The organism is Stenotrophomonas sp. YJH_SMC_20 (assembly GCF_059367845.1).
In genome coordinates, this window is the sequence record NZ_JCAFRG010000002.1 from 241,579 (window position 1) to 267,933 (window position 26,355).

General features: G+C 65.3%; 26 protein-coding genes. 10 read left to right on the forward strand and 16 right to left on the reverse strand.

What is annotated here, in order from left to right; all coding sequences use genetic code 11:
• Positions 1 to 114 precede the first annotated feature (114 nt).
• Positions 115 to 1,107 carry an aldo/keto reductase gene (locus AC5P6A_RS04440; RefSeq protein ID WP_346474260.1) on the reverse strand — a complete coding sequence of 331 codons (993 nt, stop codon included), beginning with the start codon at positions 1,105 to 1,107 and terminating at the stop codon, positions 115 to 117.
• 128 nt (positions 1,108 to 1,235) lie between these two features.
• On the opposite strand from AC5P6A_RS04440, the gene AC5P6A_RS04445 reads away from it, so the two are divergent.
• Positions 1,236 to 2,129: a LysR family transcriptional regulator gene (locus AC5P6A_RS04445; RefSeq protein WP_346474259.1), complete on the forward strand. Its 894-nt coding sequence runs from the start codon at positions 1,236 to 1,238 to the stop codon at positions 2,127 to 2,129.
• 12 nt (positions 2,130 to 2,141) lie between these two features.
• On the opposite strand, the gene AC5P6A_RS04450 is transcribed toward AC5P6A_RS04445, so the two are convergent.
• The 6 genes from AC5P6A_RS04450 to AC5P6A_RS04475 all read right to left on the reverse strand — a co-directional run bounded on the left by AC5P6A_RS04450 (position 2,142) and on the right by AC5P6A_RS04475 (position 8,496).
• Complete coding sequence (locus AC5P6A_RS04450; RefSeq protein WP_346474258.1) at positions 2,142 to 3,296, reverse strand: (R)-mandelonitrile lyase; 1,155 nt, start codon at positions 3,294 to 3,296, stop codon at positions 2,142 to 2,144.
• Positions 3,293 to 4,351: an alpha/beta hydrolase gene (locus tag AC5P6A_RS04455; protein WP_346474257.1), complete on the reverse strand. Its 1,059-nt coding sequence runs from the start codon at positions 4,349 to 4,351 to the stop codon at positions 3,293 to 3,295. Before AC5P6A_RS04455 ends, AC5P6A_RS04450 begins: the two co-directional genes overlap by 4 nt.
• 153 nt (positions 4,352 to 4,504) lie before the next feature.
• Positions 4,505 to 5,599, reverse strand: coding sequence for an alpha/beta hydrolase (locus AC5P6A_RS04460; RefSeq protein WP_346474256.1), 1,095 nt, complete (start codon positions 5,597 to 5,599; stop codon positions 4,505 to 4,507).
• Between the two features lie 148 nt (positions 5,600 to 5,747).
• Positions 5,748 to 6,095, reverse strand: a complete 348-nt coding sequence (locus AC5P6A_RS04465) for a cyclophilin-like fold protein (RefSeq protein ID WP_346474255.1) — start codon at positions 6,093 to 6,095, stop codon at positions 5,748 to 5,750.
• A gap of 134 nt (positions 6,096 to 6,229) precedes the next feature.
• Positions 6,230 to 7,441 (reverse strand): MFS transporter, encoded by a 1,212-nt coding sequence (locus AC5P6A_RS04470; protein WP_346714831.1) that lies wholly within the window; start codon positions 7,439 to 7,441, stop codon positions 6,230 to 6,232.
• A complete protein-coding gene (locus tag AC5P6A_RS04475) occupies positions 7,438 to 8,496 on the reverse strand; it encodes an alpha/beta hydrolase (RefSeq protein WP_346474253.1) in 1,059 nt (352 codons plus the stop codon). The genes AC5P6A_RS04470 and AC5P6A_RS04475 overlap by 4 nt, the downstream gene beginning before the upstream one ends.
• Positions 8,497 to 8,606: 110 nt before the next feature.
• Here AC5P6A_RS04475 and AC5P6A_RS04480 point away from each other — a divergent pair, with 110 nt between their 5' ends.
• The gene (locus AC5P6A_RS04480; RefSeq protein ID WP_346474252.1) at positions 8,607 to 9,500 is read left to right on the forward strand and encodes a LysR family transcriptional regulator; all 894 of its coding nucleotides are present in this window, start codon (positions 8,607 to 8,609) and stop codon (positions 9,498 to 9,500) included.
• Between the two features lie 198 nt (positions 9,501 to 9,698).
• On the opposite strand, the gene AC5P6A_RS04485 is transcribed toward AC5P6A_RS04480, so the two are convergent.
• The 5 genes from AC5P6A_RS04485 to AC5P6A_RS04505 all read right to left on the reverse strand — a co-directional run bounded on the left by AC5P6A_RS04485 (position 9,699) and on the right by AC5P6A_RS04505 (position 13,353).
• Complete coding sequence (locus AC5P6A_RS04485) at positions 9,699 to 10,430, reverse strand: hypothetical protein (RefSeq protein WP_346474251.1); 732 nt, start codon at positions 10,428 to 10,430, stop codon at positions 9,699 to 9,701.
• A gap of 128 nt (positions 10,431 to 10,558) precedes the next feature.
• Complete coding sequence (locus tag AC5P6A_RS04490) at positions 10,559 to 11,074, reverse strand: Ohr family peroxiredoxin (protein ID WP_346474250.1); 516 nt, start codon at positions 11,072 to 11,074, stop codon at positions 10,559 to 10,561.
• Between the two features lie 47 nt (positions 11,075 to 11,121).
• Positions 11,122 to 11,889 (reverse strand): SDR family oxidoreductase, encoded by a 768-nt coding sequence (locus AC5P6A_RS04495; protein ID WP_346469363.1) that lies wholly within the window; start codon positions 11,887 to 11,889, stop codon positions 11,122 to 11,124.
• Positions 11,890 to 12,016: 127 nt separating this feature from the next.
• Entirely contained in the window at positions 12,017 to 13,048 is a 1,032-nt protein-coding gene (locus tag AC5P6A_RS04500) for a LysR family transcriptional regulator (protein ID WP_346474249.1), read from the reverse strand.
• Positions 13,045 to 13,353 carry a sigma factor-like helix-turn-helix DNA-binding protein gene (locus tag AC5P6A_RS04505; RefSeq protein WP_329847707.1) on the reverse strand — a complete coding sequence of 103 codons (309 nt, stop codon included), beginning with the start codon at positions 13,351 to 13,353 and terminating at the stop codon, positions 13,045 to 13,047. Before AC5P6A_RS04505 ends, AC5P6A_RS04500 begins: the two co-directional genes overlap by 4 nt.
• An 89-nt stretch (positions 13,354 to 13,442) precedes the next feature.
• Between AC5P6A_RS04505 and AC5P6A_RS04510 the strand changes: the two genes are divergently transcribed.
• The 3 genes from AC5P6A_RS04510 to AC5P6A_RS04520 all read left to right on the forward strand — a co-directional run bounded on the left by AC5P6A_RS04510 (position 13,443) and on the right by AC5P6A_RS04520 (position 15,339).
• Entirely contained in the window at positions 13,443 to 13,922 is a 480-nt protein-coding gene (locus AC5P6A_RS04510) for a carboxymuconolactone decarboxylase family protein (RefSeq protein WP_346714832.1), read from the forward strand.
• A 55-nt stretch (positions 13,923 to 13,977) separates the two neighbouring features.
• Positions 13,978 to 14,382: a cupin domain-containing protein gene (locus AC5P6A_RS04515; protein ID WP_346474248.1), complete on the forward strand. Its 405-nt coding sequence runs from the start codon at positions 13,978 to 13,980 to the stop codon at positions 14,380 to 14,382.
• A 75-nt stretch (positions 14,383 to 14,457) separates the two neighbouring features.
• Complete coding sequence (locus tag AC5P6A_RS04520) at positions 14,458 to 15,339, forward strand: RNA polymerase sigma-70 factor (RefSeq protein WP_346469360.1); 882 nt, start codon at positions 14,458 to 14,460, stop codon at positions 15,337 to 15,339.
• A gap of 114 nt (positions 15,340 to 15,453) precedes the next feature.
• Here the strand turns inward: AC5P6A_RS04520 and AC5P6A_RS04525 are convergent, their stop codons facing one another.
• Positions 15,454 to 16,374: an MBL fold metallo-hydrolase gene (locus tag AC5P6A_RS04525; protein ID WP_346474247.1), complete on the reverse strand. Its 921-nt coding sequence runs from the start codon at positions 16,372 to 16,374 to the stop codon at positions 15,454 to 15,456.
• A gap of 480 nt (positions 16,375 to 16,854) precedes the next feature.
• On the opposite strand from AC5P6A_RS04525, the gene AC5P6A_RS04530 reads away from it, so the two are divergent.
• The gene (locus AC5P6A_RS04530) at positions 16,855 to 17,808 is read left to right on the forward strand and encodes an alpha/beta fold hydrolase (RefSeq protein ID WP_346714833.1); all 954 of its coding nucleotides are present in this window, start codon (positions 16,855 to 16,857) and stop codon (positions 17,806 to 17,808) included.
• A gap of 107 nt (positions 17,809 to 17,915) precedes the next feature.
• On the opposite strand, the gene AC5P6A_RS04535 is transcribed toward AC5P6A_RS04530, so the two are convergent.
• Positions 17,916 to 20,564 carry an excinuclease ABC subunit UvrA gene (locus tag AC5P6A_RS04535; protein ID WP_346714834.1) on the reverse strand — a complete coding sequence of 883 codons (2,649 nt, stop codon included), beginning with the start codon at positions 20,562 to 20,564 and terminating at the stop codon, positions 17,916 to 17,918.
• A gap of 177 nt (positions 20,565 to 20,741) precedes the next feature.
• Between AC5P6A_RS04535 and AC5P6A_RS04540 the strand changes: the two genes are divergently transcribed.
• The 3 genes from AC5P6A_RS04540 to AC5P6A_RS04550 all read left to right on the forward strand — a co-directional run bounded on the left by AC5P6A_RS04540 (position 20,742) and on the right by AC5P6A_RS04550 (position 21,817).
• The gene (locus tag AC5P6A_RS04540; RefSeq protein WP_021202427.1) at positions 20,742 to 21,020 is read left to right on the forward strand and encodes a hypothetical protein; all 279 of its coding nucleotides are present in this window, start codon (positions 20,742 to 20,744) and stop codon (positions 21,018 to 21,020) included.
• Positions 21,021 to 21,143: 123 nt separating this feature from the next.
• Entirely contained in the window at positions 21,144 to 21,398 is a 255-nt protein-coding gene (locus AC5P6A_RS04545; protein WP_346714835.1) for a hypothetical protein, read from the forward strand.
• Positions 21,395 to 21,817, forward strand: coding sequence for a low affinity iron permease family protein (locus AC5P6A_RS04550; RefSeq protein WP_111190977.1), 423 nt, complete (start codon positions 21,395 to 21,397; stop codon positions 21,815 to 21,817). The genes AC5P6A_RS04545 and AC5P6A_RS04550 overlap by 4 nt, the downstream gene beginning before the upstream one ends.
• Positions 21,818 to 21,847: 30 nt before the next feature.
• Here AC5P6A_RS04550 and AC5P6A_RS04555 read toward each other — a convergent pair whose 3' ends face one another.
• The gene (locus AC5P6A_RS04555; RefSeq protein WP_346474284.1) at positions 21,848 to 23,338 is read right to left on the reverse strand and encodes an FAD-dependent oxidoreductase; all 1,491 of its coding nucleotides are present in this window, start codon (positions 23,336 to 23,338) and stop codon (positions 21,848 to 21,850) included.
• 224 nt (positions 23,339 to 23,562) lie between these two features.
• Here AC5P6A_RS04555 and AC5P6A_RS04560 point away from each other — a divergent pair, with 224 nt between their 5' ends.
• Positions 23,563 to 23,811 carry a hypothetical protein gene (locus tag AC5P6A_RS04560; RefSeq protein ID WP_021202423.1) on the forward strand — a complete coding sequence of 83 codons (249 nt, stop codon included), beginning with the start codon at positions 23,563 to 23,565 and terminating at the stop codon, positions 23,809 to 23,811.
• On the opposite strand, the gene ligD is transcribed toward AC5P6A_RS04560, so the two are convergent.
• The gene (gene ligD / locus AC5P6A_RS04565) at positions 23,800 to 26,346 is read right to left on the reverse strand and encodes a DNA ligase D (protein ID WP_171953092.1); all 2,547 of its coding nucleotides are present in this window, start codon (positions 26,344 to 26,346) and stop codon (positions 23,800 to 23,802) included. The genes AC5P6A_RS04560 and ligD overlap by 12 nt on opposite strands.
• Between the last annotated feature and the right edge of the window lie 9 nt (positions 26,347 to 26,355).

The window sequence follows — 26,355 nt, forward strand, 5'->3', positions numbered from 1 at the left end:
GGGAAACCCCGTGGCTGGATGGACGCGCTCACACTACCGAAGGGCCACTATGCCCATCTGCGGGGTACAGATCTGTGAAGCGGGTTGGAGGCACGCCGGCATCGTCGGCAGGGCCTACTTTCCAGTCATCTTCAACGCGGCCTCTGGCAACCGCGCGCCACTGACGTTGATCTGTTGCACTTCTTCAGCGATACGCACAAGGTCGGCTTCGTCCAGCACCAGTCCCACGGCCCCCAGATTCTCATCCAGCCGATGAAGTCTGGTCGTGCCCGGAATCGGCGAGATCCACGGCCGCTGGGCCAGCAGCCAGGCCAGGGCAACCTGGGCCGGCGTTGCGCCCTTCTCTTCGGCCATCGCCTTTGCGATACCCACCAATGCCATGTTGGCCCGGCGGGCTTCAACGGAAAATCGCGGCACAGAATTGCGGAAATCCGTTGCATCGAACTGGGTATGCTCGTCGATCTTCCCGGTCAAGAAGCCCGCCCCTAACGGACTGAACGGTACGAAGCCGATGCCCAGCTCCTCCAGCAGCGGTAGCAACTCCTGCTCCGGCTCGCGCCAGAACAGTGAGTATTCGCTCTGCACCGCTGTCAGCGGCTGCACAGCGTGGGCCCGGCGGATCGTCTGCGTACCGGCTTCAGACAGCCCGAAATGCGCAACCTTGCCCTCTGCAATGAGGGCCTTCACCGTATCGGCCACTTCTTCGATGGGCACCGCCGGATCAACACGATGCTGGTACAGCAGGTCGATGCGATCAGTGCCAAGCCGCTTCAGGCTGCCCTCTACGGCGGCCCGGATATGCGCGGGCTGGCTGTTGGTACCGGCGCCACGGGCACCGGTCGCAGGATCAATGTCGAAGCCGAACTTAGTGGCGATCACCACGTGGTCGCGAACCGGCGCCAGGGCCTCGCCCACCAGAACTTCGTTGGCAAAGGGGCCATAGGCTTCGGCGGTGTCGAAGTGAGTGATGCCGCGCTCCACCGCCGCGCGGATCAACGCGATCATTTCCTGCTTGTCGGCGGCTGGGCCATACGCCGAGCTCATGCCCATGCAGCCAAGGCCGAGGGCGGAGACTTCAAGGCCTTGTCCAAGCGTGCGGGTCTTCATGGTGGAATCCTCATCGGGCAATGTGCGGAACGGTCAGCCGGGCGGAATGGCCATGGCGCCAATCTACGCCCCCAAAACACATTCCTGCAGGGGCATAATCGGATATCGCTTATATCCGGTGCGCATCAATGAGCGTCGAGAACTACGATCAGTTGGCCATGTTCGCGCTGGTGGCGCGGGAACGCAGTTTTACCCGTGCAGCCGCCCAGCTGGGCATGTCCCAACCTGCCCTGAGCCGCTCGATGCGTCAGCTGGAAGAGCGCCTGGGCGTGCGCCTGCTTGCCCGCACCACCCGCAGCGTTTCGCCCACCGAGGCCGGAGAGCAGTTGCTGCGGGTCATAGCTCCGCGCTTCGAGGAGATCGACAGCGAGCTTGCCCAGCTCAACGCGTTCCGCGACAAGCCCGCCGGTCGCCTGCGCATCACCGCAGGTGAGCATGCCGCGATTACCGTGATGCAACCCGTACTGGGCAAGCTGCTGCCGGCCAATCCAGATCTGAACATCGAGGTGATCGTCGACTACGGGCTGACCGACATCGTGGCCGAGGGCTTCGACGCCGGCATCCGCATGGGCGAGCAGGTGGCCAAGGACATGATTGCCGTGTGCGTTGGGCCCGACCTGCGCATGGCCGTGGTCGGATCGCCTGCCTACTTCCAGCGTCATCCAAAGCCGAAATCACCGCATGACCTTACCCGGCACAACTGCATCACCATCCGCCTGCCGACCCACGGCGGCATCTTCGCGTGGGAGTTCGAGAAGAAGGGCCAGGAGCTGAAAGTACGGGTGGAGGGCCAGCTGGTGTTCAACAACATCGCCCTGCGCCTGGGCGCCGCGCTGGAAGGTTTGGGGCTGGCCTACATGCCCGAGGATCTGGTGCGCCCCCACGTGCAGGCAGGCACCCTGGTCCACGTGCTGCAGGACTGGTGCCCCTCCTTCCCCGGCTACCACCTGTATTACCCCAGCCGCAGACAGTCGTCGCCTGCGTTCACCGTGCTGCGCGATGCTCTGCGCTACCGCGGTTGAACGGTGGCAAGGTCATGGCGAAGGCGCGGGGGTTTGTTCCAGTGCCTGCACTGCGCGAACAGACGCGGCCGCATGACCGCCATGGGCCAGCAGCCGCGCCAGGTGCTCCAACTCCGCACGGCTGAGGCCTACGCGCTGGCTGGCCGCCATGTGTGAGCGCAACTGCGCCTCCACGCCGGGCATGGCGGCCAACGCGCCTACGGTGGCCAGTTCCCGGCTCTGCCAGTCCAGGTTGTCGCGCTCGAAGATGTCACCGAACAGGTGGGTCTGCAGGTACTGATTGATGATGGGCGCGAAGTCCATGACCGGCCCGGTCACCGGGGCACCGGAGATGCGGGTCTGGTTGGCGGTGCCCACGGCGCGCAGTGCATCGCCTACGGGCACTTCAGCGGTGGGCGGCTGCCCGGCTGCGGTGGCGATCCCCTGCGCCTCGCGCTCGCGTACCACGCTCAGCAGTTCGCCCAGCGCATTGAGGCTCTTGGGGAAGCCTGCATAGGCATACAGCTGCACGAGCACTTCCTTCGCTTCGCTCACGGTCAAGCCGGCATCCAGCCCTCGATTCAGTGCGGCGTTGAGCTGGGGCATGTTGCTGCTGGCCGCTGCGGCTGCAATGAGCGGGATCGATTGCTGCCTGGGCGTTAGCGGCCCGGCCACGGGGGCGTCGACACTTGCTGATGCCTCGCGATACTGGTCATCGGTTACCTGCTCCAGCCAGTCCACCGATTTCCCGCCTGCCACGCCGGTGACCGTGAGGTGGGTCATCGCGCTGTGCGGCGCGGCGCCGTGCCAGTGCTTGACGCCGGCTGGACATACCACCACATCGCCCGGCTGTATCTGCTGCACCGGCTTGCCCCATTCCTGGGTCAGCCCAACGCCGGAGGTCACCACCAGGCGCTGCCCGGCAGGGTGGGTATGCCAGGCCGAACGTGCGCCGGGCTCGAACGTGACGTAGGCAGAAGCGGCCTGCACGTCATCGTTCGCCGGGAACAGCGGATCGACGCGAACCTGGCCAACGAAGGTCTCGGCGGGGCCGGCAACCGACGCCTGTGCCCCTGCCCGGGTGATCTGCTGCGTGGGCGTCTCGCCGGCATCGGCAAACGGTGCCGCCACGCTCAATGCAGCGCCCAGCAGCGCGGTGTGCGCGGGTGATTTACGAGGTGTAGTCATGGTGCAAGCGTCCGGCTGTAGAACGTGGTGAGCGAAGCAACGGCGGCATCCACGTACTTGGGCACCCAGTACGTCTCGATGTGCGTGGCACCGTCCAGCAGCACCAGTTGCTTGTCGGTGGTGCCGGTCGCCTTGGCGAAGGCGTCCTGGCTCATGTAAAGGCTGTCGGCCTTGCTGCCGGCAATCATCAGCAGCGGCTGGTTGATCAGTTCGATCTGGTCGGTGGCGTCCCAGCGCATCAGGTCCAGCAGGCTGCTGGTCGTGTAGCGGAAGGTGGAATTGGGATGGGCATGCGTCTTCCAGTAGTACTCATAGCCTTGCCGATACAGATCGAAGGGTAGTTTGGCGATCTGTTCGTCGCTGAGGTTGGCGTCGCCGGAGTACATCACTTCGCCGCCAGCGGCTTCCTGCGCACGGGCCTGCGAAGCCTGTTGCAGGCGTTGCTGGAGAGTGTCGCGCTGTGAGTCGCCATAGCCGTTGCGGCGCACACGGCCGGAATTGAACATGCTGATGGTGGCGATGGCCTTGAAGCGCTTGTCGGTCTGCGCGGCGGCCAGCGAATAGCCGCCACCGCCACAGATGCCCAGCAAGCCCAGGCGCGAGGTATCCACCCAAGGGAATCGGCTGATGAAATCCGCCATGCCATGGATGTCTTCGATGCGGTGCGACGGCGTGTCCTCGTTGCGCGGCTGGCCGCCACTGGCGCCCTGATAGGCCGCGTCGGCGGTAATGGCGATGTAGCCCTGCTCGGCCAGGCGCTGTGCGTAGAGGCCGGCGACCTGCTCTTTCACGCCGCCGTTGGGGTGGGCCACCACGATGGTCGGGTACTTCCGCGAGGCATCAAAGTTGGCGGGCGTGTAGAAGTTGGCCGCGATCTCGATGCCATTCAGCGGATAGGACACCGAATGGATGTTGACCTCGCTGGGTACGTTGCGGGTGATGGCACCTTCATAGGCCAGTTTGAAGGGATTGAGCCTGTAGTCCGCGGCACAGGCGTTGCCTGTCGCCAGGCCAAGCGATATCGCCAACAGCGTGGCGTGCACGATGTGCTTCATTCAAGTGCTCCCAGTCTGGATATTCCCCGACCGGAGCGCACTGGGCGCCTGCGTCGGCGGGGATCAGAAGAAAAGCTAACCGTCGCGCACTCATGGAAACAGGGCATCATCCGGATATCAGTCATGCACGGATGTTATGAATGACGATCCGGCTCAACGATCCAGGTGCTTCTTTTCCAGAAGCGCACTCACCAGATCGGCGATCTGGACGTTGTTGAGATCCGAAAACGGGAAGTGACTGTTGCCGCGAATACCCAGGTCTGGCAGATGGACCAGGGTGACATCACCACCCTGCCGATTGACGGCATCACGCCACGCGCGGGCCATTTCCAGTCGTGCCCGCCAGCTATCCTGCGCCGGCAGGTCAACAGGCTTGTCGGGGATGTTGTCGCCGTACAGCACCAGAATAGGTATCCGGGTCAGCGCCTTGAACTGTTCGGGAGAAACCACTGCGGGTGCTACGGTGTCGAAGGCACTGGGAATCGGTGCGGGCGCATCACCCTCTGCAAACACGAAGCTGCTGCCTGGCTCGAAGGCAACGATTGCGCGAACGTTCGGGCTCTTTATGGCCGTCATCCAGCCAGGACCACCTGCCTGCGAATGGGTAAACAGGATGGCAGGTCCTGTCTTCTGCAGTAGTGCCGCTACGCCGTCGGAGACCACATCCAGGTCAAACGGCCCGGTGTTGGGAGTGACCGAACGGAAGAACTGCTCAAGCACGGCCTCGCCTTTCGGGAACTGGCTGCCACTGAAGTGGTTTGGCCAGAGCCCGATGCGGAACTGGTTGAACCACATCTGATCGTCTGCCACGGGTGCCAGCGAGGCCTCCACCATGCTTCGGCCGGCTTTGCCTCGGCGTGGCTGATCGATCAGGTAAGTCGTGAAGCCACGACGCAGGAACAGATTCTGGAAGCCCTCGCGCCCATCGGCGGTCGTTTCCCAGCTCTTCGATGACTGCCCTGCCCCGTGCCACATCACGATCGGCAGCGGACGCGCATTCACCGGCTTCTGGTAGAAGGCGTAGACGTGGTCACCGTGGTAGCTCTGCCCGGCCGGGTTGGAGGGCTTGAGCGGATCGAACGTGCCAGGTTCCGTCTTTTTCGTGCCGCCCGCGAGAAGGCTTCCTTGCGATTCGATCTGCAGTGGCTCGCTGGCAAGCGCAGCGGTGGCGCAGAGGGAGGCCGCAATCCAGATCAGTGTGGCGGGAAAGCAAGGCACCAGGGTGCGGAGGCGGGTGCGAGTCTGCATGGGTCACTCCGTGACGGATTGTCAGGGGAATCTAGCCTCCGCGCCGTGCCGGAAGAAGCACGCGTGTGCATATGACTGATGCATGCAAGGTATATATGCATGTGTACGCTGCAGTGGTTGCGTGCGAGCGAGGATCTTCAATCGGCAGCTAGTCGGACTGGATGCGAATCTCCACCGGCCCCTTCTTTCGAAGGTGCCGCAAACCGCCTTCTACTCGACCCAGTCTGACCAGGCCTTTCGAGTAGGCAAACGGCCTATGGAAGATCGCCAAATTTCCCCATGGCGCATAGAAGGCGATGTCACCCGCCAACGGCGTGATTCCCTCCGGCTCGCCCGTCACGTTGAGACGGCGCGGAAGCTGCGCGATCTTCTCGGTCTCTGCGTAGTCTTCAAGCTGCAGTGTCAGTGGCAACTGGGCGATGAACTCGCGTGCGGGAAGGCTGTCTTCCAGGGTGGCCGACAGCCGTTGGTCGTTGATGATCAGTCGAATCTTCATGGGATGAACCTCTTGGTTGGCGCTAGTTCTGGTGGTCGCGACAACTTGATGATCGGGCGCGGCTCGGCATGCTGCTGCCGTCGCAGAGGCTACGAGGAGCAAGAGCAGTTTCGCGGGAGGCGACGTAAAGCGTGTCATTGCTTCGGAACCTCCCTGGGAATCGCCGCTGCTGACGTGTCCAGATCTTCCGAAGCCGTGAGGTAGGCAAGCAGCGCGGCAAACAACAGGAAGCCCGCACCGGCCAGGAAAGTACTGGCAAAACCGCAACTATCGAACAGCAGTCCGCCAAGGGCGGCGCCCAGCGCGATGGAGCACTGCACCACCGCAACCATCAGCCCGCCACCGGCTTCGGAGTTATCGGTGAACGTGCGCGCCAGCCAGCTCCACCAGCCGACCGGTGCGGCCGTGGCCAGCAGGCCCCATGCCGCGAGCAGTACGGTGGTCGGCCAAAGGTGAGTCCCCAGTGGAATCAGGATGACGGCAATCAGCGCCATCATGGCCGGAAGGGTCACCAATGTGCGGTAGAGCCCGCGCCTGATGAATACACCGATGGCCAGCGTGCCCACGAAGCCACTCACCCCGATGGCCAGCAGCACCCATGGAACAGCAGACGCGCCCGCATGCGTCACCCGCTCCAGGAACGGCCGCACATAGGTGAACAGGGCGAACTGCCCCATAAAGAAGGCAGCGCACGCCGTCATGCCCAGTGCCACCATGCGCCGCCGCAACAACACGATCACCCCGTTGCGTGATTGTCCTTCCTCCGCGGGCATGAAAGGCAGACAAACCCACTGCCACGCCAGGGCAACAGCAGCCACCGGCAGAAGGCATAGGAAAGCGCCGCGCCATCCGATCATGCTACCGAGATAGCTGCCCAGTGGCGCCGCAATGACCGTTGCAAGCGCGTTGCCACTGTTGAATATCGCCAAGGCTCGCGGGACCTCGGCCTGCGGCACCAGCCGTATCGCGGTTGCGGCGGACAAAGACCAGAAGCCACCGATCACCACGCCGATCAGCGCACGGCCTGTCATGTAGATCGGATAGTTTGGGGCCAGCGCCACCACCAGTCCCGATACCGCCATCAACGCCGTGAGGATCAACAGCAACGTTCGCCGGTTCACGCCGCCCGCCAACCGGGAGATCGACAAGCTGGTCAGCACCGCGAAGGCACCCGAAATGGCAATGCCGTAGCCGGCCAGACCTTCGCTCACGCCCAGGTCTGCCGCCAAGGGCGTGAGCAGGCTCACCGGCATGAATTCCGAGGCGATCAACGCGAAGACGCATAGCGTCATCGCGAGCACCCCGCCCCAGTTGGCGCGATCCGGGAGGGCCTCGATGCGGCTCATTTCGCAGCCAGGCCGCGCTGGAAGAACGTGGCCAGCTTGTCAAAGGGAATCAGCGGGGTGCGGTCGTACAGATCCACGTGGCCGGCGCCCTCCACCCAGTAGAGCTCCTTCGGCTGCCCTGCCCTACGGTAGGCATCTTCGCTGAACTCGCGGGAATGCGCGGCGTCGCCAGAGATGAACAGCATCGGGCGGGGCGAGATCGTCTCGATGTCGTTGAAGGGATAGAAGTTCATGAATTTGACCAGGCTGCTGAAGAGCGGCTGGGTTGTCAGTTCGGCCTTGTCACCCATTGGCGTATAGGCGCCGCGCGGGGTGCGGTAGAAGTCGAAGAACTCACGCTGGATGGCGGGCGTGTCAGCATCGAGGTGGTTCACGGTGCCAGGCACGAACACCGGCGCCCCGCCCTTGAATTCGGCCAGACGCTGATCTGCCGCGGACTGGATCACCGCCTTGCGCTGCTCCAGCGACTGGCCACTGTTCAGCCCCTGCCGCGCCGCCGCACCCATGTCGTACATGCTGACCGTGGCGATGGCCTTGATGCGTGGGTCGATCTTGGCGGCACTGATTACAAAGCTGCCGCTGCCACAGATGCCCAAGCCGCCGATGCGGTCCGGGTCCACAAATGACTGCGTGCTCAGGAAATCCACGGCCGCACTGATGTCGTCCGAATAGATTTCCGGCGCCACCAGGTGTCGCGGTGCGCCGCCACTCTCGCCCCAGAAGGAAAGATCGATCGCCAGCGTAACGAAACCTTGCTCGGCCAACTTCTGCGCGTAGAGCTGGGAGCTCTGCTCCTTCACTGCGCCCATCGGGTGGCCAACGACCACTGCGGGGGCGCGGCTGCCGTCGGGCAGGCCTTGAGGGCGGTAAAGCGTACCCACCACCTGCATCTCGTACTGGTTGTGGAAGCTCACGCGCTCCCCCTTGACCGTGGGGCTGCGGTAGAAGTTGTCGGATCCATGGGGCGGGGCCGGCACCGGTGCGTCAGCGGCCATGGCCGAAGCTGGAACGTAGAGGCTGGCGAGCAGCGCCAGTAACAGCGTGGTGCGTTTCATGGGCGTATGGCCTCGGTTGGGGACACGGGTCGCCACGATAGGCCCCAGCCCCTATATCGATAAGCCGGTTGAAAGTTGATGCATTACTGAGTTGCGCTCACAATTGACCGATGAGTACCGTGAAGACCAATGACCTGCAGGCCTTCCTGGTCGTGGCCCAGGAACAGAGCTTCACCAAGGCCGCCGTTCGCCTCGGGGTTACGCCCTCTGCGCTGAGCCATTCGATGCGGTTGCTGGAAGAACGCCTGGGCATCCGCCTGCTGGCCCGGACCACGCGCAACGTCTCTCCCACCGAGGCGGGCGAGCGCCTGATGCGCTCCATCGCACCACATTTCGAGGCCATCGGTGCCAGCGTGGAGGCGCTGGGTGACCTGCGCGACCGCCCCGCTGGAACGCTGCGGATCTCCTGCACCGACGATTCCATGGAGACCGTGATCCGCCCGCGGTTGGCCGGGTTCCTGGCCGAGTACCCGGACATCACGCTTGAGTTCTACGTGGACTACGGCTTCACCAATGTGGTGGAGCAGCGTTTCGATGCGGGCATCCGACTCGGAGAGGCGCTGAGCAAGGACATGATCGCTGTCCGGGTCGGTCCGGATTGGCGTCTGGTGGTGGTGGGGTCTCCCGACTACTTCCAGAAGCATCCCAGGCCCAGGAAACCTGCCGACATCACCCGACACCGCTGCGTGCACATCCGGCATCGTCCGAACGGAGCGATCTATGCCTGGGAGTTCGAAGAAAAGGGCAAGGAATTCACGGTGCGCGGCGACGGACCTTTGGTCTTCAACAGCATGATCCATGTCATCAATGCCGCACTGGATGGCCTGGGCCTGGCCTACGTGCCGGAACCACTGGTGGCCGAGCACATCGCGAACGGCAGGCTGGTGGCCGTGCTGGACAAGTGGTGCGTGCCCTTCCCCGGCTATCACCTCTACTACCCGAACCGTCGGCAGCCGTCGCCGGCGTTTGCGGCACTGGTTGCGTGGTTGAAGGTGGATAGGTGATGTGGATGCCGATGCCGGGTGCGGTCTTAAGTCCCCTTTGTGCCCTGTATCGGCCGGAATCGGATACCAGCCCCACCCTCGATAAATTTTCCTAATCCCCCAGCCGGGCGACAGCTTCCCTGCCCCATTTGCTAGCCATTGAACGCTATCGACCACGCGCGGGCGATGTGGCCCGCAGTAGCCGAACGTGGCTTGGCTCTACAGGGACGTTGGTTGCGAGGGTTCGGGTTCGTGGATGGAGCCTTCAAGCAGGGCGACGTAGGTATCCAGGCGCGAACGCAGCCCGATCAATAGCCATCCTGTGAGGTATAGCAGTACGAGGGCGTAGATGATGAAGGTACCCAGCGCGCCGACATCAAAGGCGCTGCTCCAGTCACCCCATCTCCATTGGCGGAACTGCAGATAGAGGGCAATCAAGAGTGGGAATGGCCCAAGGCGCTGCAACCCTCCGTACATTAATCCCATGCGCTCGATCATGCTGGATCGCAAGTGGCTGACATACTTGAGGCGGCGCTCACGCTCGACTCTGGGAAACTTCCGAAGCTCGGCGATCACCGCTTGCCACTGAGTAAATTCGCCATCCATTTCCTGCGCGTGCGACAGCCGTGGCTGTACGAACTGCCGGATTCCGCGGCGGGCTGCGAGAAACCCGCCGATGACAAAACCTCCGATTTCCACCGCCAGGCAGACCCTGACCAAAACTAGCGCAGCCGTGAGCGGAAGCCATCGATCAGGCAGCTGGCTACCGAGAATGCCGATGGCGGCCGCCAATGCGCCCATCCGGAACGCCCACGTCTCCACCCTGCCCGCCTTGGGGTAGATGCTGTGCTCAACCAGCCCCTGCACCCGCTGGTAGAGCCAGTGGAACGTGAGTTCCTGCGAATCGGTTTTCGCGGGCGGAACGAATCCGCCCCGTGCCTGCATGTCCATTGCATCCCCTGCCCCACCGGCCAGGTTGCCGGCGCCACCATCGTAGCCGAGCTGGGTCGTGGCGGAATACGGCCTAGCCGTGTAATCGTCAGGGCCAGGACCTTCCCGGAGTCGAGCATGGCTCGATTCTACAGAGGCGGAGCCTGCGGGCCGACCCGAACATGCACCACATGGCGGACGCCGCGATGGAACATCTTGGCGTACGGGCAGACGCGTTCGGTGTTGCGAACGAGTTCGCAGGCCAGGTTCTCATCCATGCCGGGAAGATGTACCACGATCTCGGCCGACAGCAGGTACAGCCCATCTGCCGGATCACGGGCGAAGGTGACGGCCACTTCGATGCTGGGGTTGTGCAGCAGCAGGCCGGCACGCGCGGCCACCAGCACCATGGCACCGTGGAAGCAGCCAGCATAGCTCGCGGCCAGCAGCTGCTCGGGATTGGCGCCGCCGCCAGGCCCGCCGAGTTCCGGCGGCAGGCGCAGGTCCACCGCCAGTGCACCGTCGTCCGACCGCACGACGCCGGACGCCCGCCCGTGCTGGGCCTGGCCTCCGCTCACCCGCACGCGACCGGTGTACAGCGGCTTCACGTCGTCGCCTTGGTAGCGGTCCAGCATGGCAGGCGAAGGCGGCTTCAGCTCGGTCATTGCACGGCTCCATCAAACGCAGCTGCGGCAGGCGATCGATTCGCCGCTCAGGCAGGCTGCCGCTGCAACAGACCGGACTGCTGCAGCCAGGCTTCGAAATCGACCTGCCCCAGCCACGCGTGGCCGGCCGGCACCAGCGTCTCGATCTGCAGCGCCGCGCCGAAGTACAGTGCATCGGCGTCCGCCACCACCTGCCGGGAATCACCCGTCAGTTGCAGATAGCGCCTGGCCAGATCCGCCATCGCGCTGCGCTGCGGCCCGGCGATTTCCAGCACGCCATTGGCCGGCGGCCGCTGGGCGATGCGTGCCACCGCTTCGGCAACATCCTCGGCGGCAATCGGCTGCACGTCGGCGGCCGGCAGCCGCACGGCCCTACCGTCGCCGGCGGACTGGATGATGCCCGGCAGGAACTCGAAGAACTGCGTGGAATGGATGATGGTGTACGGCAGGCCCGAGTCGCGGATCAGCCGCTCCTGGGCAATCTTGCCGCGGAAATAGCCACTGGCTGCCAGCTTGTCGGTGCCCACAACAGAAAGCGCGACCTGGTGGCGCACGCCGGCACGGGCGGCGGCGGTAAGGATGTTATGGCCGGCGGTTACGAAGAACGAAAGCACTGCCGCATCTTCGAACGAGGGCGAGTTGGCCAGGTCCACCACCACGTCGGCGCCCTCCATGGCGGCATCCAGGCCTTCACCGGTCAGCACATCCACCCCGGTGGATGGCGCTGCCACTACGACCGCATGCCCGGCTACGCGCAGGCGCTCCACCACCTTGCTGCCGATGCGGCCGGTACCACCGATGACGAGGAACTTCATTGCGTGTCTCCTGGAATGCAAAGGGGCTACCGGGGTGGGGCCGGGCGCAGGCATCGTAGTTACCCTGGGCGCGTGTCAGTAGGCCCTTGAAGGGCCGCGCACTGTTGCCCGGCACGCACCAGTGCGCTCAGGCCCAGGCAGGCTGTGCGACTGGCTTCAGAGGGGTGGCCTGCTGGCGAGCTTCCCAGTGCGAGATCACATCCAGTTCGAGCGCGCGCACCCGCTGCGTGCTGAAGTCGATGAAGGCCCGCACGCGCTTGGGCAGCTGGCGGCGGCTGAGGTAGCACAGGTAGTGGCCGCGATCGAGCGGCGCATGCCGATCCAGGCAGGTCACCACCCTGCCCGCCCACAGCGCTTCACGCACCTGATAGCTGGGCAGCTGGGCGATGCCCAGCCCGTCGATGACGGCCTGGAGGGCCAGGTCGGCATCGTTGAACACCAGTGCGGCCGGCGGCTGAAGGTGTACTTCGGCACCGTCGACACGGAATTCCCAGGGCTGCATGCGTCCGCCCGGCAGGCGCCGCCCGATGCAGGCATGCGTGGGCAGCGTGTCCACCGACGCGGGAAGGCCGTGCACCTGCGCGTACGCCGGTGATGCACATACGACCAGCTGCATCGGCACCAGCTGCTTGGCAATCATCTGGCTGTCTTCCAGTAGGCCGTCGCGAAACGCCACGTCGATGCGATCACCGACCAGGTCGGGGGCCTGCTCGTCCAGCAGCAGCTCCACGGATACCTGCGGGTATTCGGCACGGAAGGCTGCCAGCAAGGGCGCAATCACCCGACGGCCGAAGCCATGGCTGGCACTGATGCGCAGGTGCCCGCGCGGCGGGCCCTCGCGCAGGTCGCGCATTTCCTCCAGCGCCTGCAGGATGCAGGTCACGCCCGGGTTGCAGCCCTCGAGGAACAGCTCGCCTTCGCGGGTGAGCGTGGTCGAGCGCGTGGTGCGCAGGAACAACCGCACGCCCAGCTGGCTTTCCAGCTTCTGCACGCTGCGGCTGACGGCCGAGCGACCGATGCCGAGGCGGTCGGCCGCGCGCGCGAAGCTGCCCTCGGACGCCACTGCAATGAAGGCCACCACGCCAGCGTAGCTGGTGGAGAAGGACGCATTGAGCGCATCGTGGCCGTCGCTGGCCGGGCGGAGCGTTGCGGCGTTCATGGGTGGCCTGGCTCCAGGCGGGCACGTTGTGCGTGCAGGTGGCTCCGCGCCAGCGCCAACCGTTGCCTGCACGCGGCAAGATCGAGCGCCAGCAGGGGCACGATGTCCTCGAATCCGGCACCCAGCACGTCGTGCAACAACAGCACCGCACGTGCATCGGGCGGCAATTCGCGCAATGCGGCCAGGAAGGCCTGCCAGACCTGTTCGCTGGCAGGGCGCGATGCGGTGCGCAGGTGCGATGAGGTGTCCATGCCCGGCAGACGGCCGAGCATCGGCCGCTGTGACAGGACATTGGTGTTTTTCATGCAACAGCGTGGGGTCCGCCCCCCGCCTACCGGCATTGCAAATGCAGGCCTAGCCTCACTGTGCCCTTCACACGCTACAGGAACACGCCATGACCGCACGCCTGGATTGCGCCGCGCAATCCCCCGAACTGTTCAAGAAGCTCGGTCTGTACTCGCATGCCGCCCACACCGCCTCGATCGAAGCGGCCATCATTGATCTGGTCAACATCCGTGCATCGCAGCTCAACGGCTGTGGCTTCTGCCTGGACATGCACGTGAAGGAAGCCACCCTGCGTGGTGAGCGCCCGCTGCGCCTGCATCACCTGGCAGCATGGCGTGAATCGACGCTGTTCAGCCCGCGCGAGCGAGCCTGCCTGGCCTGGACCGAAGTACTGACCCAGCTGCCGGCGCAGGGCGTGCCCGACGAGCTGTACGCGCGCGTGCGCGGGCAGCTGTCCGATCAGGAAATTGTAGACCTCACCCACGCGGTGATGGCGATCAACGCCTGGAACCGCGCCAACGTTGCCTTCCGTACCACGCCCGGCACGCTGGACGCGGCCTTTGGCCTGGACAAGGCCGGCCTGGCCTGATCCTCCCGCCGCTGCCCCATGCTGCGGCCCTGCTCTACCGCTTTGGAGACCTGCCATGCGTCGTTCTGTTCTGGCCCTGTTTGCGCTGCTGCCACTGTGCGGCGCTGCCGCCACCCCGCCCCCTGCTGCGCCCGAGCCCCTGGTGCGCGAGGTGATGACCCGCGCCCTGCCGGAGCAGCCCGGCAAGGAAGCGCTGATCCTTACCGTCGAGTACCCGCCGGGTGGCGCCGATCCTGTCCACCGCCACGATGCCCATGGCTTCGTCTATGTCCTGGAAGGGCGGATCGTGATGGGTGTGGCCGGCGGCAAGGAGGTCACCCTTGGCCCGGGCGAGGCCTTCCATGAAGGCCCGTCCGATCTGCACACCGTAGGTCGCAACGCCAGCGCCACCGAGCCGGCGAAGTTCGTGGTGTTCCTGATCAAGGACATCGGCAAGCCGGCAGTTCTGCCGCCGCTCTGATCGCACGTCCGGCGCTGGCACCAGCGACAGGTTCCCGGGTGTCACAATCCGGGGACCTGTCCCGTCTACGCTGGCATGGACGAATCCACTGCGCTGTTCTCACGCCTCCGCCCACGCCTGTTCGGCGTGGCCTACCGCATGCTTGGGTCTTCGCACGAAGCCGAAGACGTGGTGCAGGATGTCTGGCTGCGCTGGCATGGCGCCGACCAGTCGCAGATCGAGAATCCGGAAGCCTGGCTGGTGGCGACCACCACCCGTCGCGCCATTGATGGCCTGCGCCTGGCCCGGCATGCGCGCGAACACTATGTGGGCATGTGGTTGCCCGAGCCGCTGCTGACCGATGACACCGCCACGCCCGAGTACGTGCTGGAAACCGCCAGCGATCTGTCGGTCGCCTTCCTCAGTGTGCTGGAACGGTTGGCCCCGGATGCGCGTGCGGCTTTCCTGCTGCACGACGTGTTCGATCAGGATTACGCCGTGGTCGCGCGCACCCTGGACAAGACGGAAGCCGCCTGCCGGCAGATCGTGCATCGTGCGCGCCAGCAGCTCCGGCAGGAACGCCCGCGCTACAACGTCCCGCAGGACGTGCACCAGAAACTGCTGCGCCGCTTCGCCGAGGCCGCGTCCAGCGGCGATTTCCGCACGATGAAGACCTTGATGGCCGAATCGGCCGAGCTGGTGGGTGACGGCGGCGGTATCGTCTCCAGCTTCCCCGGGCCGATGGTCGGGGGTGCACGCATTGCCCAGCTGCTGTATGCCCCGCACCTGCGGCGCAGCGCGCAGTTGCGGATGGTGCCGGCCATGCTCAACGGACGGTTGGGACTGCTGCGCTATTTCGATGGCGAGCTGGAGGCGGCGATGGCCTTCGAGACCGATGGCGAACGGATCACGCAGATCCTGGTGCAGCGCAATCCGCACAAGCTGCAACGTTTGGCCCACCCCACCGCCATCCAGTAGATCCACGCCAGGCGTGGATGGCGTCCGTTGTTGGCCTCGCCCTTGCGGGTTTCGAGCGGGGCGCCGACGCGCCCCGTCGAAAACTCGTGCTTGCGCTGTATCCGCAGGATCCGATCAGAAGTCCCAGAACACCGGCACCCAGCGGAACGTCTCGCCCTCCAGCGACACCCGGCCCACTGACGGGAACGGAAGATGCGTGGCCACCAGCATTTCGCCGGTGCCGGCCAGTTCCTTCAGCAGAGCAATGCGAACGCGTGCGGATTCCTCCGGGTCGTGCTCGAAGCCGTTGTGCCAGTTCGGTTGGTCGAAGCCGACCGCGAACACCGCGTCACCGGCAAAGGTCAGGGCCTGCCCCGCAGACGCCACGCGCACCACGCAGTGGCCCGGGGTATGCCCACCGGTACGGCGGGCCGTCACGCCCGGTGCGATCTGCTGTTCGTCCTGGAAGGTGTGCACATAGCTGCTGTACTCGGCCCAGAAGTGCTTGGCCGTGGCGCGCAGCGCATCGGGGAAGCCCTGCGGCATGTTGGTACGGCTGAAGTCCGGCGACTTCCAGAACTCCACTTCCGCGGCTGCCACGTGGATCTTCAGGTCCGGGCGCAGCTGTTCCTTTACGCCTTCAACCAGCAGGCCGCCGACGTGGTCCATGTGCATGTGGGTGATCACCACGTCGGTGATTTCGCCCAGGTTGATACCGGCGGCACCGAGGCGGCGGATCAGCTGGCCGGCGCGCGGCAGCTGCAGGTCCGGGTCCATGCCCAGGCCGGCATCGATGAGAATGGTGCGATCACCGCTGTGCACCACCATCACGTTCAATGCCCAGTCGAAGGCATCCTGGGGCAGGTACATCTCTTCGAACCATTGGGCACGGTCGTCCGCCGGCACGTTGTGGCCGAGCATCTGGGTGGGCAACGGAAGGACGCCATCGCTGATCACCAGCACTTCGATGTCGCCCACTTTCAGGGCGTAGCGCGAGGGCACCAGTTCATCGAGGGCGGGAGCAATGGGCGCGGCGGTGTTTTCCATACTGAACATGAGGGATCTCCACGAAGAGCCATTTGGCGGGCAGCAATGCAAGGCTGGCGCTAGCGATTCCGGGCGCTTTCCCACGACGCAGGGCGCGGCGCGGCCAGGGCGCGGATGCCTGGCACGCCAGCACTGCGTGGTTCATGGGAAGGTGGGCACTGCGTGAGCGGTGGGCCCGGAACACGGCAGTTGCCGTGTGGGATCAGCCTAGGCAGCACGCCGCAGGTGCGGTAGCGCCGTGAAGGGGTACGTCATGTTGCGTTCCGGGAAGCAATGCGGCACCGGCTGCAATGTCACCATTGCAAGCGCCTCTGGCTCGTTCGGTAGTGCGCAGGCCCAGGCCGGGCAGCTTCGGATGATCATCCAGTCGACCCCACTGTGGATCCGTGCACGCAGGACGATATATCAAGAAATTCGGACTTGTCATATCCCGGACGCCTGATCGCGGGCGCAAAGTACATCTCACCACCCACCCATGAGAGTTCCCGCATGAACACCTTCGCCCGTACCCTGGCCGTTGCCACCCTCGCCCTCTCGGTCCAGGCCGGCCTGTCCGCGCAGGCCGCCGACCCGGCCACGCCGGCGGCAGTCACCAGCATCGCGCGCACCGCCAGCTACATCACCACCGCCGATGGCGTGCAGCTGTACTACAAGGACTGGGGCCCGAAGAACGGTCCGGTCGTGACCTTCAGCCACGGCTGGCCGTTGAACTCGGACAGCTGGGAATCGCAGATGATCTTCCTGGCCAACCACGGCTACCGCGTCATTGCCCATGACCGTCGCGGCCACGGCCGTTCCAGCCAGCCGTGGGACGGCAACGACATGGATCACTACGCCGATGACCTGGCCACGGTGATCAATACGCTGGACCTGCACGATGTGACCCTGGTGGGCTTCTCCACCGGTGGCGGCGAAGTGGCGCGCTACATCGGCCGGCATGGCACCGGGCGGGTGAAGAAGGCCGTGCTGATCAGCTCGGTGCCGCCGTTCATGCTGAAGACCGCCGACAACCCGAACGGCCTGCCGATCGAAGTGTTCGATGGCATCCGCAAGGCACAGATGGATAACCGCGCGCAGCTGTACAAGGACATTCCGTCGGGCCCGTTCTATGGCTTCAACCGCCCGGGCGCGAAGGTGTCGCAGGGGCTGATCGATGCGTGGTGGGCACAGGGCATGCAGGGCGGCCACAAGAACACCTACGACTCGATCGCTGCGTTCTCGGCCACCGATTTCCGCGCAGACCTGAAGAAATTCGATGTGCCCACCCTGGTCATCCACGGTGACGACGACCAGATCGTGCCGATCGATATCTCAGGCCGCCAATCGGCGAAGCTCATCAAGGGCGCAAAGCTGATTGTCTACCCGGGTGCGCCGCACGGCCTGACCGACACCCACAAGGACAAGGTCAACCAGGACCTGCTGACGTTCCTGCAGGAAAAGTGAGCCGCCAGGGGTTCCGGCGATGCGCCGGAGCCCGCTTTCTGTTGAAAGGCGCGGCCTGCATGCTGGACTTCCGGCGCTGGAGATCGATAGCCGAGCATGGCTCGGCTCTACAGTGGAGCCAGCTCGCGCGCAAGGAACGGTGCCGTCCTGCTGCCCTTGGCGTGGGCCACCTGATGCGGCGTCCCAGCCGCCACGATGGTGCCGCCCGCACCGCCTGCGCCCGGGCCGACGTCGATCACCCAGTCGGCCTGTGCGACAGAACGCATGTCGTGCTCGATCATCACTACCGTGTTGCCTGCGTCCACCAGCCGCTGAAGCTGCACCAGCAGCCTGTCCGCGTCTGCTGCATGCAGCCCGGTGGTGGGTTCGTCCAGCACGTACAGCGTGCGCCCGCGCTGGCTGCGCTGCAGCTCTGTGGCCAACTTGATGCGTTGCGCCTCGCCACCTGAAAGTTCGGTGGCTGGCTGGCCCAGCCGCAGGTAGCCCAGGCCGATCTCCTGCAGCAGCTGCAGCGGGCGGGCGATGGCCTCTTCTCCGGCGAAGAACGCATGGGCCTGGTCCACCGTCATCTGCAGGACCTCGGCAATGTTGCGGCCGTTCCACTGCACCCTCAGCGTGGCTTCGTTGTAGCGGGCGCCGTGGCAGGTGGGGCACGGTGCATAGACGCTGGGCATGAACAGCAGTTCGACGCTGACGAAGCCCTCGCCTTCGCAGGTTTCGCATCGGCCCTTGGCCACGTTGAACGAAAAGCGGCCCGCGTTGAATCGGCGGCGGCGCGCGTCGGGTGTCGCGGCGAACAGCTTGCGCACGTGATCGAACAGGCCGGTATAGGTGGCCAGGTTGGAGCGTGGCGTGCGGCCGATGGGCTTCTGGTCTACCTGCACCACGCGCTGGATGGCATCCACATCGCCGGCAAGCTGGCCCCGAGTGGCTTCGATCACGGTGGGTCCATCCGTGGGCGCGCTGTCGGCGCTGTCGTCTACCGTCTCGTGCCCCAGGTGCAGCAGCATCAGCTCAGGCAGCGCCTGCGCCATCAGGCTGGACTTGCCCGATCCGGAAATGCCGGTCACTGCGGTCAGAAGCCCCAGCGGCACCTGCGCGTCCACGCCCTGCAGGTTATGGCGATGGATACCTTTCAGCTCCAGCCAGCTGATGGCACTGCGCTGCCGGCTGGCCGGCGCAGGCACCTGGTCGAACAGGTACTGCGCCGTGCGCGAATCCTGAACGTTGCGCAGGCCGTCGGGCTCGCCACTGTAGAGAACGCGTCCGCCATGTTCCCCTGCCTGCGGGCCCACATCCACCAGCCACTGCGCGCGGCGCATCAGCTCCAGATCATGTTCAACGACAAACACCGAGTTACCGCCGTCGCGCAGCCGTTCCAGCGCGTCGTACAGCGCCTGGCTGTCGGCCGGATGCAGGCCGGCCGAGGGTTCGTCGAGTACGTACAGCACGCCGAACAGCAACGAGCTGAGCTGGGTGGCCAACCGCAGGCGCTGCAGCTCGCCGGCCGACAGCGTGGGCGTGGCGCGATCCAGCGAGAGATAGCCCAGGCCGAGCGCGCGCAGTTGCCCCACCCGCGCCATGACCCCACCCGCCAGGCGTTGTGCCGCCAGGCGCTTTTCCTCAGACAAGGCTGAGGTCAGGCGCACGTCGGGGGCGCCTTCGTGGGTCGCGCGGCCACTTGCTGCCCGCTTGGCGCGATCGCGGGGCGTTGCACGCCTGCTGGTACGCGCGCCGTGGCTGTGTGCACTGAAGTCGCCCTGCGCGATGGGCTCGAGCAAGGCCGCCAGCTGGTCCAGCGGCAGCCGCATGAACTCGCCGATGTCCACGCCGGCGAAGGTGACCGAAAGCGCTTCCGGCTTCAGGCGCTTTCCCTGGCAGGCGGGGCACAGGCGGCCTTCCATGTAGCGGGAAACACGCTTGCGCATCAGCGCGCTCTGGGTGTTGGCAAAGGTGTGCAGCACGTAGCGGCGTGCGCCGGTGTACGTGCCCATGTAGCTGGGCTCCAGCTTGCGCTTGAGCGCGGCGCGGGTCTCGGCCGGCGTGAAGCCGGCATAGACCGGCACCGTGGGCGTTTCCTCGGTGAACAGGATCCAGTCCCGGTCCTTCTTCGGCAGCTTCTTCCACGGCGCGTCGATGTCGTAGCCCAGCGTGACCAGGATGTCGCGCAGGTTCTGGCCATGCCATGCCGGTGGCCAGGAGGCGATGGCGCGCTCGCGGATGCTCAGCGATGGGTCCGGCACCATCAGTGCTTCGGTCACCTCGTAGACGTGCCCCAGGCCGTGGCAGGTGCTGCAGGCACCCTGTGGGGTGTTGGGCGAGAAGTCTTCGGCGTACAGCATGGGCTGGTGGGCCGGGTAGGCCCCTGCCCGCGAGTACATCATGCGCACCAGGCTGGACAACGTCGTCACGCTGCCCACCGATGAGCGCGCATTGCTGGCACCGCGTTGCTGCTGCAGGGCGACCGCCGGTGGCAGCCCGTCAATGGCATCCACGTCGGGCACGCCGGCCTGATCGATCAGGCGACGCGCGTAGGGCGCGACGGATTCGAAGTAGCGCCGCTGCGCCTCGGCGAAGACCGTGCCGAAGGCCAGCGAGGACTTGCCGGACCCCGACACGCCGGAGAACACCACCAGTGCATTGCGTGGAATGGAGACATCGACATTCTTCAGGTTGTGCTCGCGCGCACCGCGGACCTCGATGCAGCCGCTGGCTGCGGCAGCACATGACGATTCGCCAAAGGGGGTGTTGGACATCTCAGCATTCCTGCGTTCGGTGGGCGGATCGCGCATGGTGCGCCCGAGCGGCCATTGTCGCCGCTGTGGAGTGAATGGCGCGAGGGCGCCGGAGGCGGGATGTTGTCTTCACCTCCCCTTCGTACGGCGTTGCCCAGCCAGGGGCTAGCGTGGGGTGCCCACACATCGGAGGCCCTCATGCATCCCGACGTACTTGGCTGGGCCGCCACGGCGGTGCTGATGGCAACCCTGATCCGGCAGATGGTGAAGCAGTGGCAGTCGTCCCACCCGGAAGCCGTATCCAGGTGGCTGTTCGCGGGCCAGATGACCGCTTCTGCGCTGTTCACGGTGTACAGCGCGATGCTGGGGAGCGTGGTCTTCGTGGTGACCAATGCGATGCTGCTGTTGACGGCGGTTGTGGGCCAGGTGATGGCGTGGCGCCGCCGCGGCCGACGCCGGGCTCCTCCACCCTGCTGATTGTTAACGCGTGTTGCCTGAAGGTTTGACATCACGTTGCCCCACTCTTGATGGGGCCGCTCACAGCGCACTCCTATGCTGGGCCCGCCACCTGAGGGGTGGTGATCAACCTGGAGATGCACCATGCAACGCGACCAGAAAGACCTTCCCCATCCGGACGAGGAGGCACAGCGCCCCGATCCTGTCAGTCCGCTGCAGGCGAGGCTGCACAACCGCCGCAATCATGACGAGGCGCTGCAGGAAACCTTCCCCGCCAGTGACCCGATCTCCCCCTTCGTCGCTGCGCCAACGCCGGAAGAGCAGGACAAGCGCCTCGGGGAGCGGGTCAAACTGCCAGACCGACACACGGATGAGGAGGCCGCGGGAGGTGACGAGTGATCCGGCGCGGCTTCGCCCGTGTCGCGGCCGCGACGGCGCGATTGTCCGGCAGCCTGGGGGCATTCGTCGCAGCGCTGGGGGTGATCATCACCTGGGCTGCCAGCGGGCCGGCCTTCCACTTCAATGACACGTGGCAGCTGGTGGTGAATACGGGAACAACCATCGTGACCTTCCTGATGGTGTTCCTGATCCAGCACACGCAGAACGCCGATACCGCAGCGCTGCACATCAAACTGGATGAACTGATCCGTGTCAGCAAGGATGCCAACCAGGAGCTGTTGAACCTGGAGTCGATGGAGCCGGCGCATCTTGAAGAGATACGCCAGCGCTACGAGGCACTGGCGAAGACCGCTGCAGACATCAAGTCCAAGAAGGAACGCTGCATGCCCTGCGATGCGGACGCGACCGCCGAAGCCTGAGGTCGCGGCTCCGGCGGCTACCTGCACCTATCACTGTTCTGGCGTGAGGCCCTGCCTGGCAGGGCCTTCCAGCAGCGCTCCGGTGGCCGAAAAGCGGCTGCCGTGGCAAGGGCAGTCCCATGTGCGCTCATGGCCATTCCATTGGACAACGCACTTCAGGTGCGGGCAGAGCGCCGACATCGTGTGCAGGCGCCCACCCTCGTCGCGGTAGACCGCACTGCGCTTTCCATCCACGTCCAGCAGTGCGCCGCAACCACGGGCCAGCTCACTGGGCGAGCGCGAGGACGCCGTGGCAAGGCGATCTCCCACCATGTGCCGCGCCACCGTGGCGTTGGTGCGGGCCCAACCAGAGGCCGAGCGCACCGGGGTGAAACGCATGGGGCTGAGCAGCTGCTCGATCTCGCTGGCCGTGCCGATGATTCCCTCGGTGATCGCGCGCGCGGCCACGCCTGCCCAGGTCAAACCGTCCGGCCCATAGCCGGTAGCGACCCACACATTATCGTGCGCGCTGCTGCCGATGTAGGGCAGCTGGTCGGCTGCACGGAACTGCTGCGCGGACCAGCACAGCGGCTCTCCCTGCACGGTGAAATTGCGATGCGCGTCGGCGACCAGATGCTGGGCTGGATCCATCGGCGGCGTTTCGCCGGTGCGATGGGTCTCGCCGACCAGCACCAGCCAGTCACGGCCATCAGTACCGCGCACCCCGCGCAGCGATCGGTGCCGATCGGCAATCCAATGAATGCCTGCCGCGGGCGGCGTGGCAACCGGTACCGCCACGCCGTATTCGCGGTAGACCTCCATCTCGGCCTGCACCAGGTTGAAACCTGCTGGCGAATGGGTGGCCAGCACGAAGTGCCTGGCGTGGATGCGGGCGCCGTCGGCCGTCGCAACGCCGGCGGATGCCTCGATGCTGTTGATCCGGGTCCAGTCGTGGATGCGCACCCGGCCCGCCAGATGTCGCGCCAGCTCAATGCAGAACGCCGCCGGATCCAATTGCGCCTGATCTGCAACGCGGAAGGCGTGGCCCAAGGTGAACGGCAACCCGGACTGGTGGTGTTCGCACTGAAGGCCGACGCGCTGATAGGCCTGCAGCTCACGCTCGAATCGCGCAGTGACCTCGCGGGTGCGTTCCTGCATGCCGTACTGCATGGCCACGCGTTCGAAGCCACAGCGCAGATCGTAGCGGTGAACCAGTGTTTCGATGGACCGCAGCGCCTGCTGCCGCCACTGCACGACACGGCTGGCCGTCTCGCCGCCCCAACGGGAGATCAGATCGGCCAGCCGGGAGACGGGCGCGTAAAGATTGCCGGTGGACATCACCGTATTGCGCCCGCCGATGGGCCCCGCATCAACCACCAGCACATCCAGGCCGCTATCGGCCAGGCGGGCCGCTGTCAGCAGGCCGGTCATGCCGGCGCCCACCACCAGCACGTCCGCCTGCGTGGTTCTGGCAAGTGGACGGAAGCTGTTCGAATCGCTATCACGGGACCATAGGCTGGCGCGCAGTAACGGGTCGGTCATGAAATGCACCCTTGCAGAGTCAGCTGGAAGCCTTCCCTGATACGCCGCCGGGGGTGAAACAGCCGTGGTGCGACCGTGCAGAAAATCCTCACACACGTAGCCGTAGCGATGCCGAGCAGGGGGTGGCTGAACGTCGCGTAGACGGCACGCCTGCGTCCGCTGTGCGGCCCACAACACCCTCCTTGCGGTGCGGTTGCCAGCTTGCCCGGAAGGAGGAACCCGCAGTGAGCACGCACCTGGGGCTCGACCTGATCATCGCGCAACTGGAGGAAATGCTGCCGGAATGGGCGGCGTTCTACCCCGAGCAGCAGTTCATGCGCATGCTCGCCGAAGCGCTGGACTACATTGCTGCCAGTGCGGACCCGGAGGCCCGGCTGTACTGCGTGATGCGCACCGGGCACCTCCATCTGTGCAGCGGAGAGATCCCGTGGCCGGCGGGCCATGGAGGCCCTGGCCGTTTGCTACGGGTCTGACTGCGCCCATCGCGCGAGATTCTGTTTCACTTTTCCGATGCCGGCCCACGGGTCCTTGCGGCGTCGTTTGAGCTTTGCCGGCACATCATTGATCGTGAACCCGTCGGCGCGCTTGAGTTTTGACAGATCACTCCATGCAATCGGCAGCGCCACCGGTGCCCCCGGCCTGGCCCGCAGCGAGTAGGACGCGACCGCCGTTGCACCGCGCCCATTGCGCAGGTAGTCGACGAAGATCCGCTTGTTGCGCAGGCTTTTGGTGGCCGTTGCCACGAACCGCTGGGGCTCGGATTGCGCCAGCGCTTCGGCGAAGCCTCTGGCGAAGCGCTTGGTCAGGTCCCAATCACATCCCGGATCGAGCGGCACGACCACGTGCAGGCCCTTGCCGCCGGATACCCGCAGGAACGACTCCAGTTCCAGCTGCGCCAGCAGTTTGCGGATGTCGGTGGCCGCTTTCCTGACCTCGGCAAAGGGAACGCCGGGTCCTGGATCCAGATCGAACACCACCCGATCGGCCTTGTCGGGCGTTTCGGCGTGGCTGCCCCACGGGTGGAATTCCAATGCGTTGAACTGCACCAGTTCCAGCAGGCTGGCCGGGTCACGCACCACCAGGTAATGGGCGTTTATCCCGCTTTCCTCCTTGAGCTTTACTGCGTCGACCAGCTCCAGCCCGGCCGTATGGTGTTTCTGGAAGAAGCAGGGCTTTGTGGCGCCACTGGGGCATCGGATGATCGAGAGCGGGCGATCAATCACCTCGGGAAGCAGGTGCTCCATCACTGCCCTGTAGTAATTCCACACGTCCTGCTTGGTGTAACCGTCGCCGGGGAACAGGATCTTGCCCGGAGAGGACAGCGATGGCGCCGCGCGATCCGCCACCGGTGCCAGCCTGGTCTTGCGCGCAGGTCGCGGGGTTGCCGGTGTGCGCGCCGCCAGGGCCGTTCCAGCGCGATCGGAATCGGCGAGGTCGGCGATATCCTTGTCCGCGCGCACCGCCTTCAGCGACGCCTGGCGCAACAGCTTCTGCCCGCCGATGCCGCGGTAGAAGACCTCCACCACGAATCGCGGCTCGAACCAGGTCGCAGCGCGCAGGTCGGTGTCCTGGGTGGGCACGTACGCGGTTGGCTTGCGGCCGCCACCGCCCTTGATGCGCTTGCTGATCTCGCCGATCAGCTCGTCCGAGAACCCGGACCCCACCCGGCCGGCGTAAAGCCAGCCGTGCTCCGCATCTGGACGGGCCAGCAGCAGCGCGCCGAAGCCGGCACGGCTGCCTTTGGGTGCGGTGTAGCCCACCACCGCAAACTCGTCGCTGGCAAGCTGTTTGGTCTTGCGCCAGTCATCACTGCGGCCGCTGTGGTAGCTGCGGTCGGCGCGCTTGGAAATGATGCCTTCGAAATGCTGCTCACCGGCCAGGCGATAGGCCTCGTCGCCATCGCCCTGCACATGGGAACTGAACGCCAACGGGCTGCCCTGCCCTTCCAGCAAGGACTGCAGCAAGGCCTTGCGTTCCAATAGCGGCGCATCGGCGACGTCCACGCCATCAAGATGCAGCAGATCAAACAGGGCATACGTCAGCACGCCCTGGCGCTCGCCGGAGAGCGTGGCCTGCAGCAGGTTGAAGTCCTCCTTGGTGCCGGCGCCGGCGATGAGCTCACCGTCCAGTGCGGCTGAAGTCAGGCCCAGCGCCGCCACCGCGTCACGTATCTCGGGGATCTTGCCGGTCCATTCCAGTGCATTGCGGGACCACAGCTGCACCTCGCCCTTGGCGACCGTGGCAAGGATGCGGTACCCGTCCCACTTGATTTCGTGGACCCACTGCTCGCCCTGGGGCGGCGCGTCTCCCAGCTTGGCCAACTGCGGTTCGAATGGACCGGACGGCGCTGCGGCCTTTCTTGCCTTGCTGAGCGCCAGCGCCTTCTTCGCCCAGTTCGTTCGCCGGGTACGCTTGGCGGGTACCGCGGTGAGCCGCTTCTTCGCGTTCTTGCCTGACCCGGCCCGCTTCAGATCCTCCGCGGGCGCTTCAGCGACATCCGCCAGCAGATCATCTGCCTCGATGTCGCTGGCAAATTCGTCGTCGTCCTTGAACAGCAGCCACTGCGGCTGGCGCGCCGGCTTCCCGGAGCGGACCAGATGCCATCCGCCCTTCAGTTTGGCGCCGAACAGTTCGAAGCGCAGATGGCCCTTGGCGAGCTGCGCTTCCGGGTCGCCCTGCGTCGCCCACACGCCATGGTCGAACTGGGCCACATGGCCACCGCCGTACTGGCCTTTGGGGATTTCGCCTTCGAAGGCCGCATAGTCGACAGGATGATCTTCCACCTCCACCGCCATGCGCTTGACCTTCGGGTCGTAACTGGGCCCCTTGGGCACGGCCCAACTCTTCAGCGCGTCCCCTACCTGAAGGCGGAAGTCATAGTGCCTCCGGCTGGCATGGTGCAGCTGCACCACGAAAATGGCGCGTTGCCCTTTCGGCAGCGCCTTGCCCGGCTCGGGCTCCTTGGTCTTGTCAAAACTGCGCTTGCGGCGGTACTCGACCAGGGACATGGGCAACTC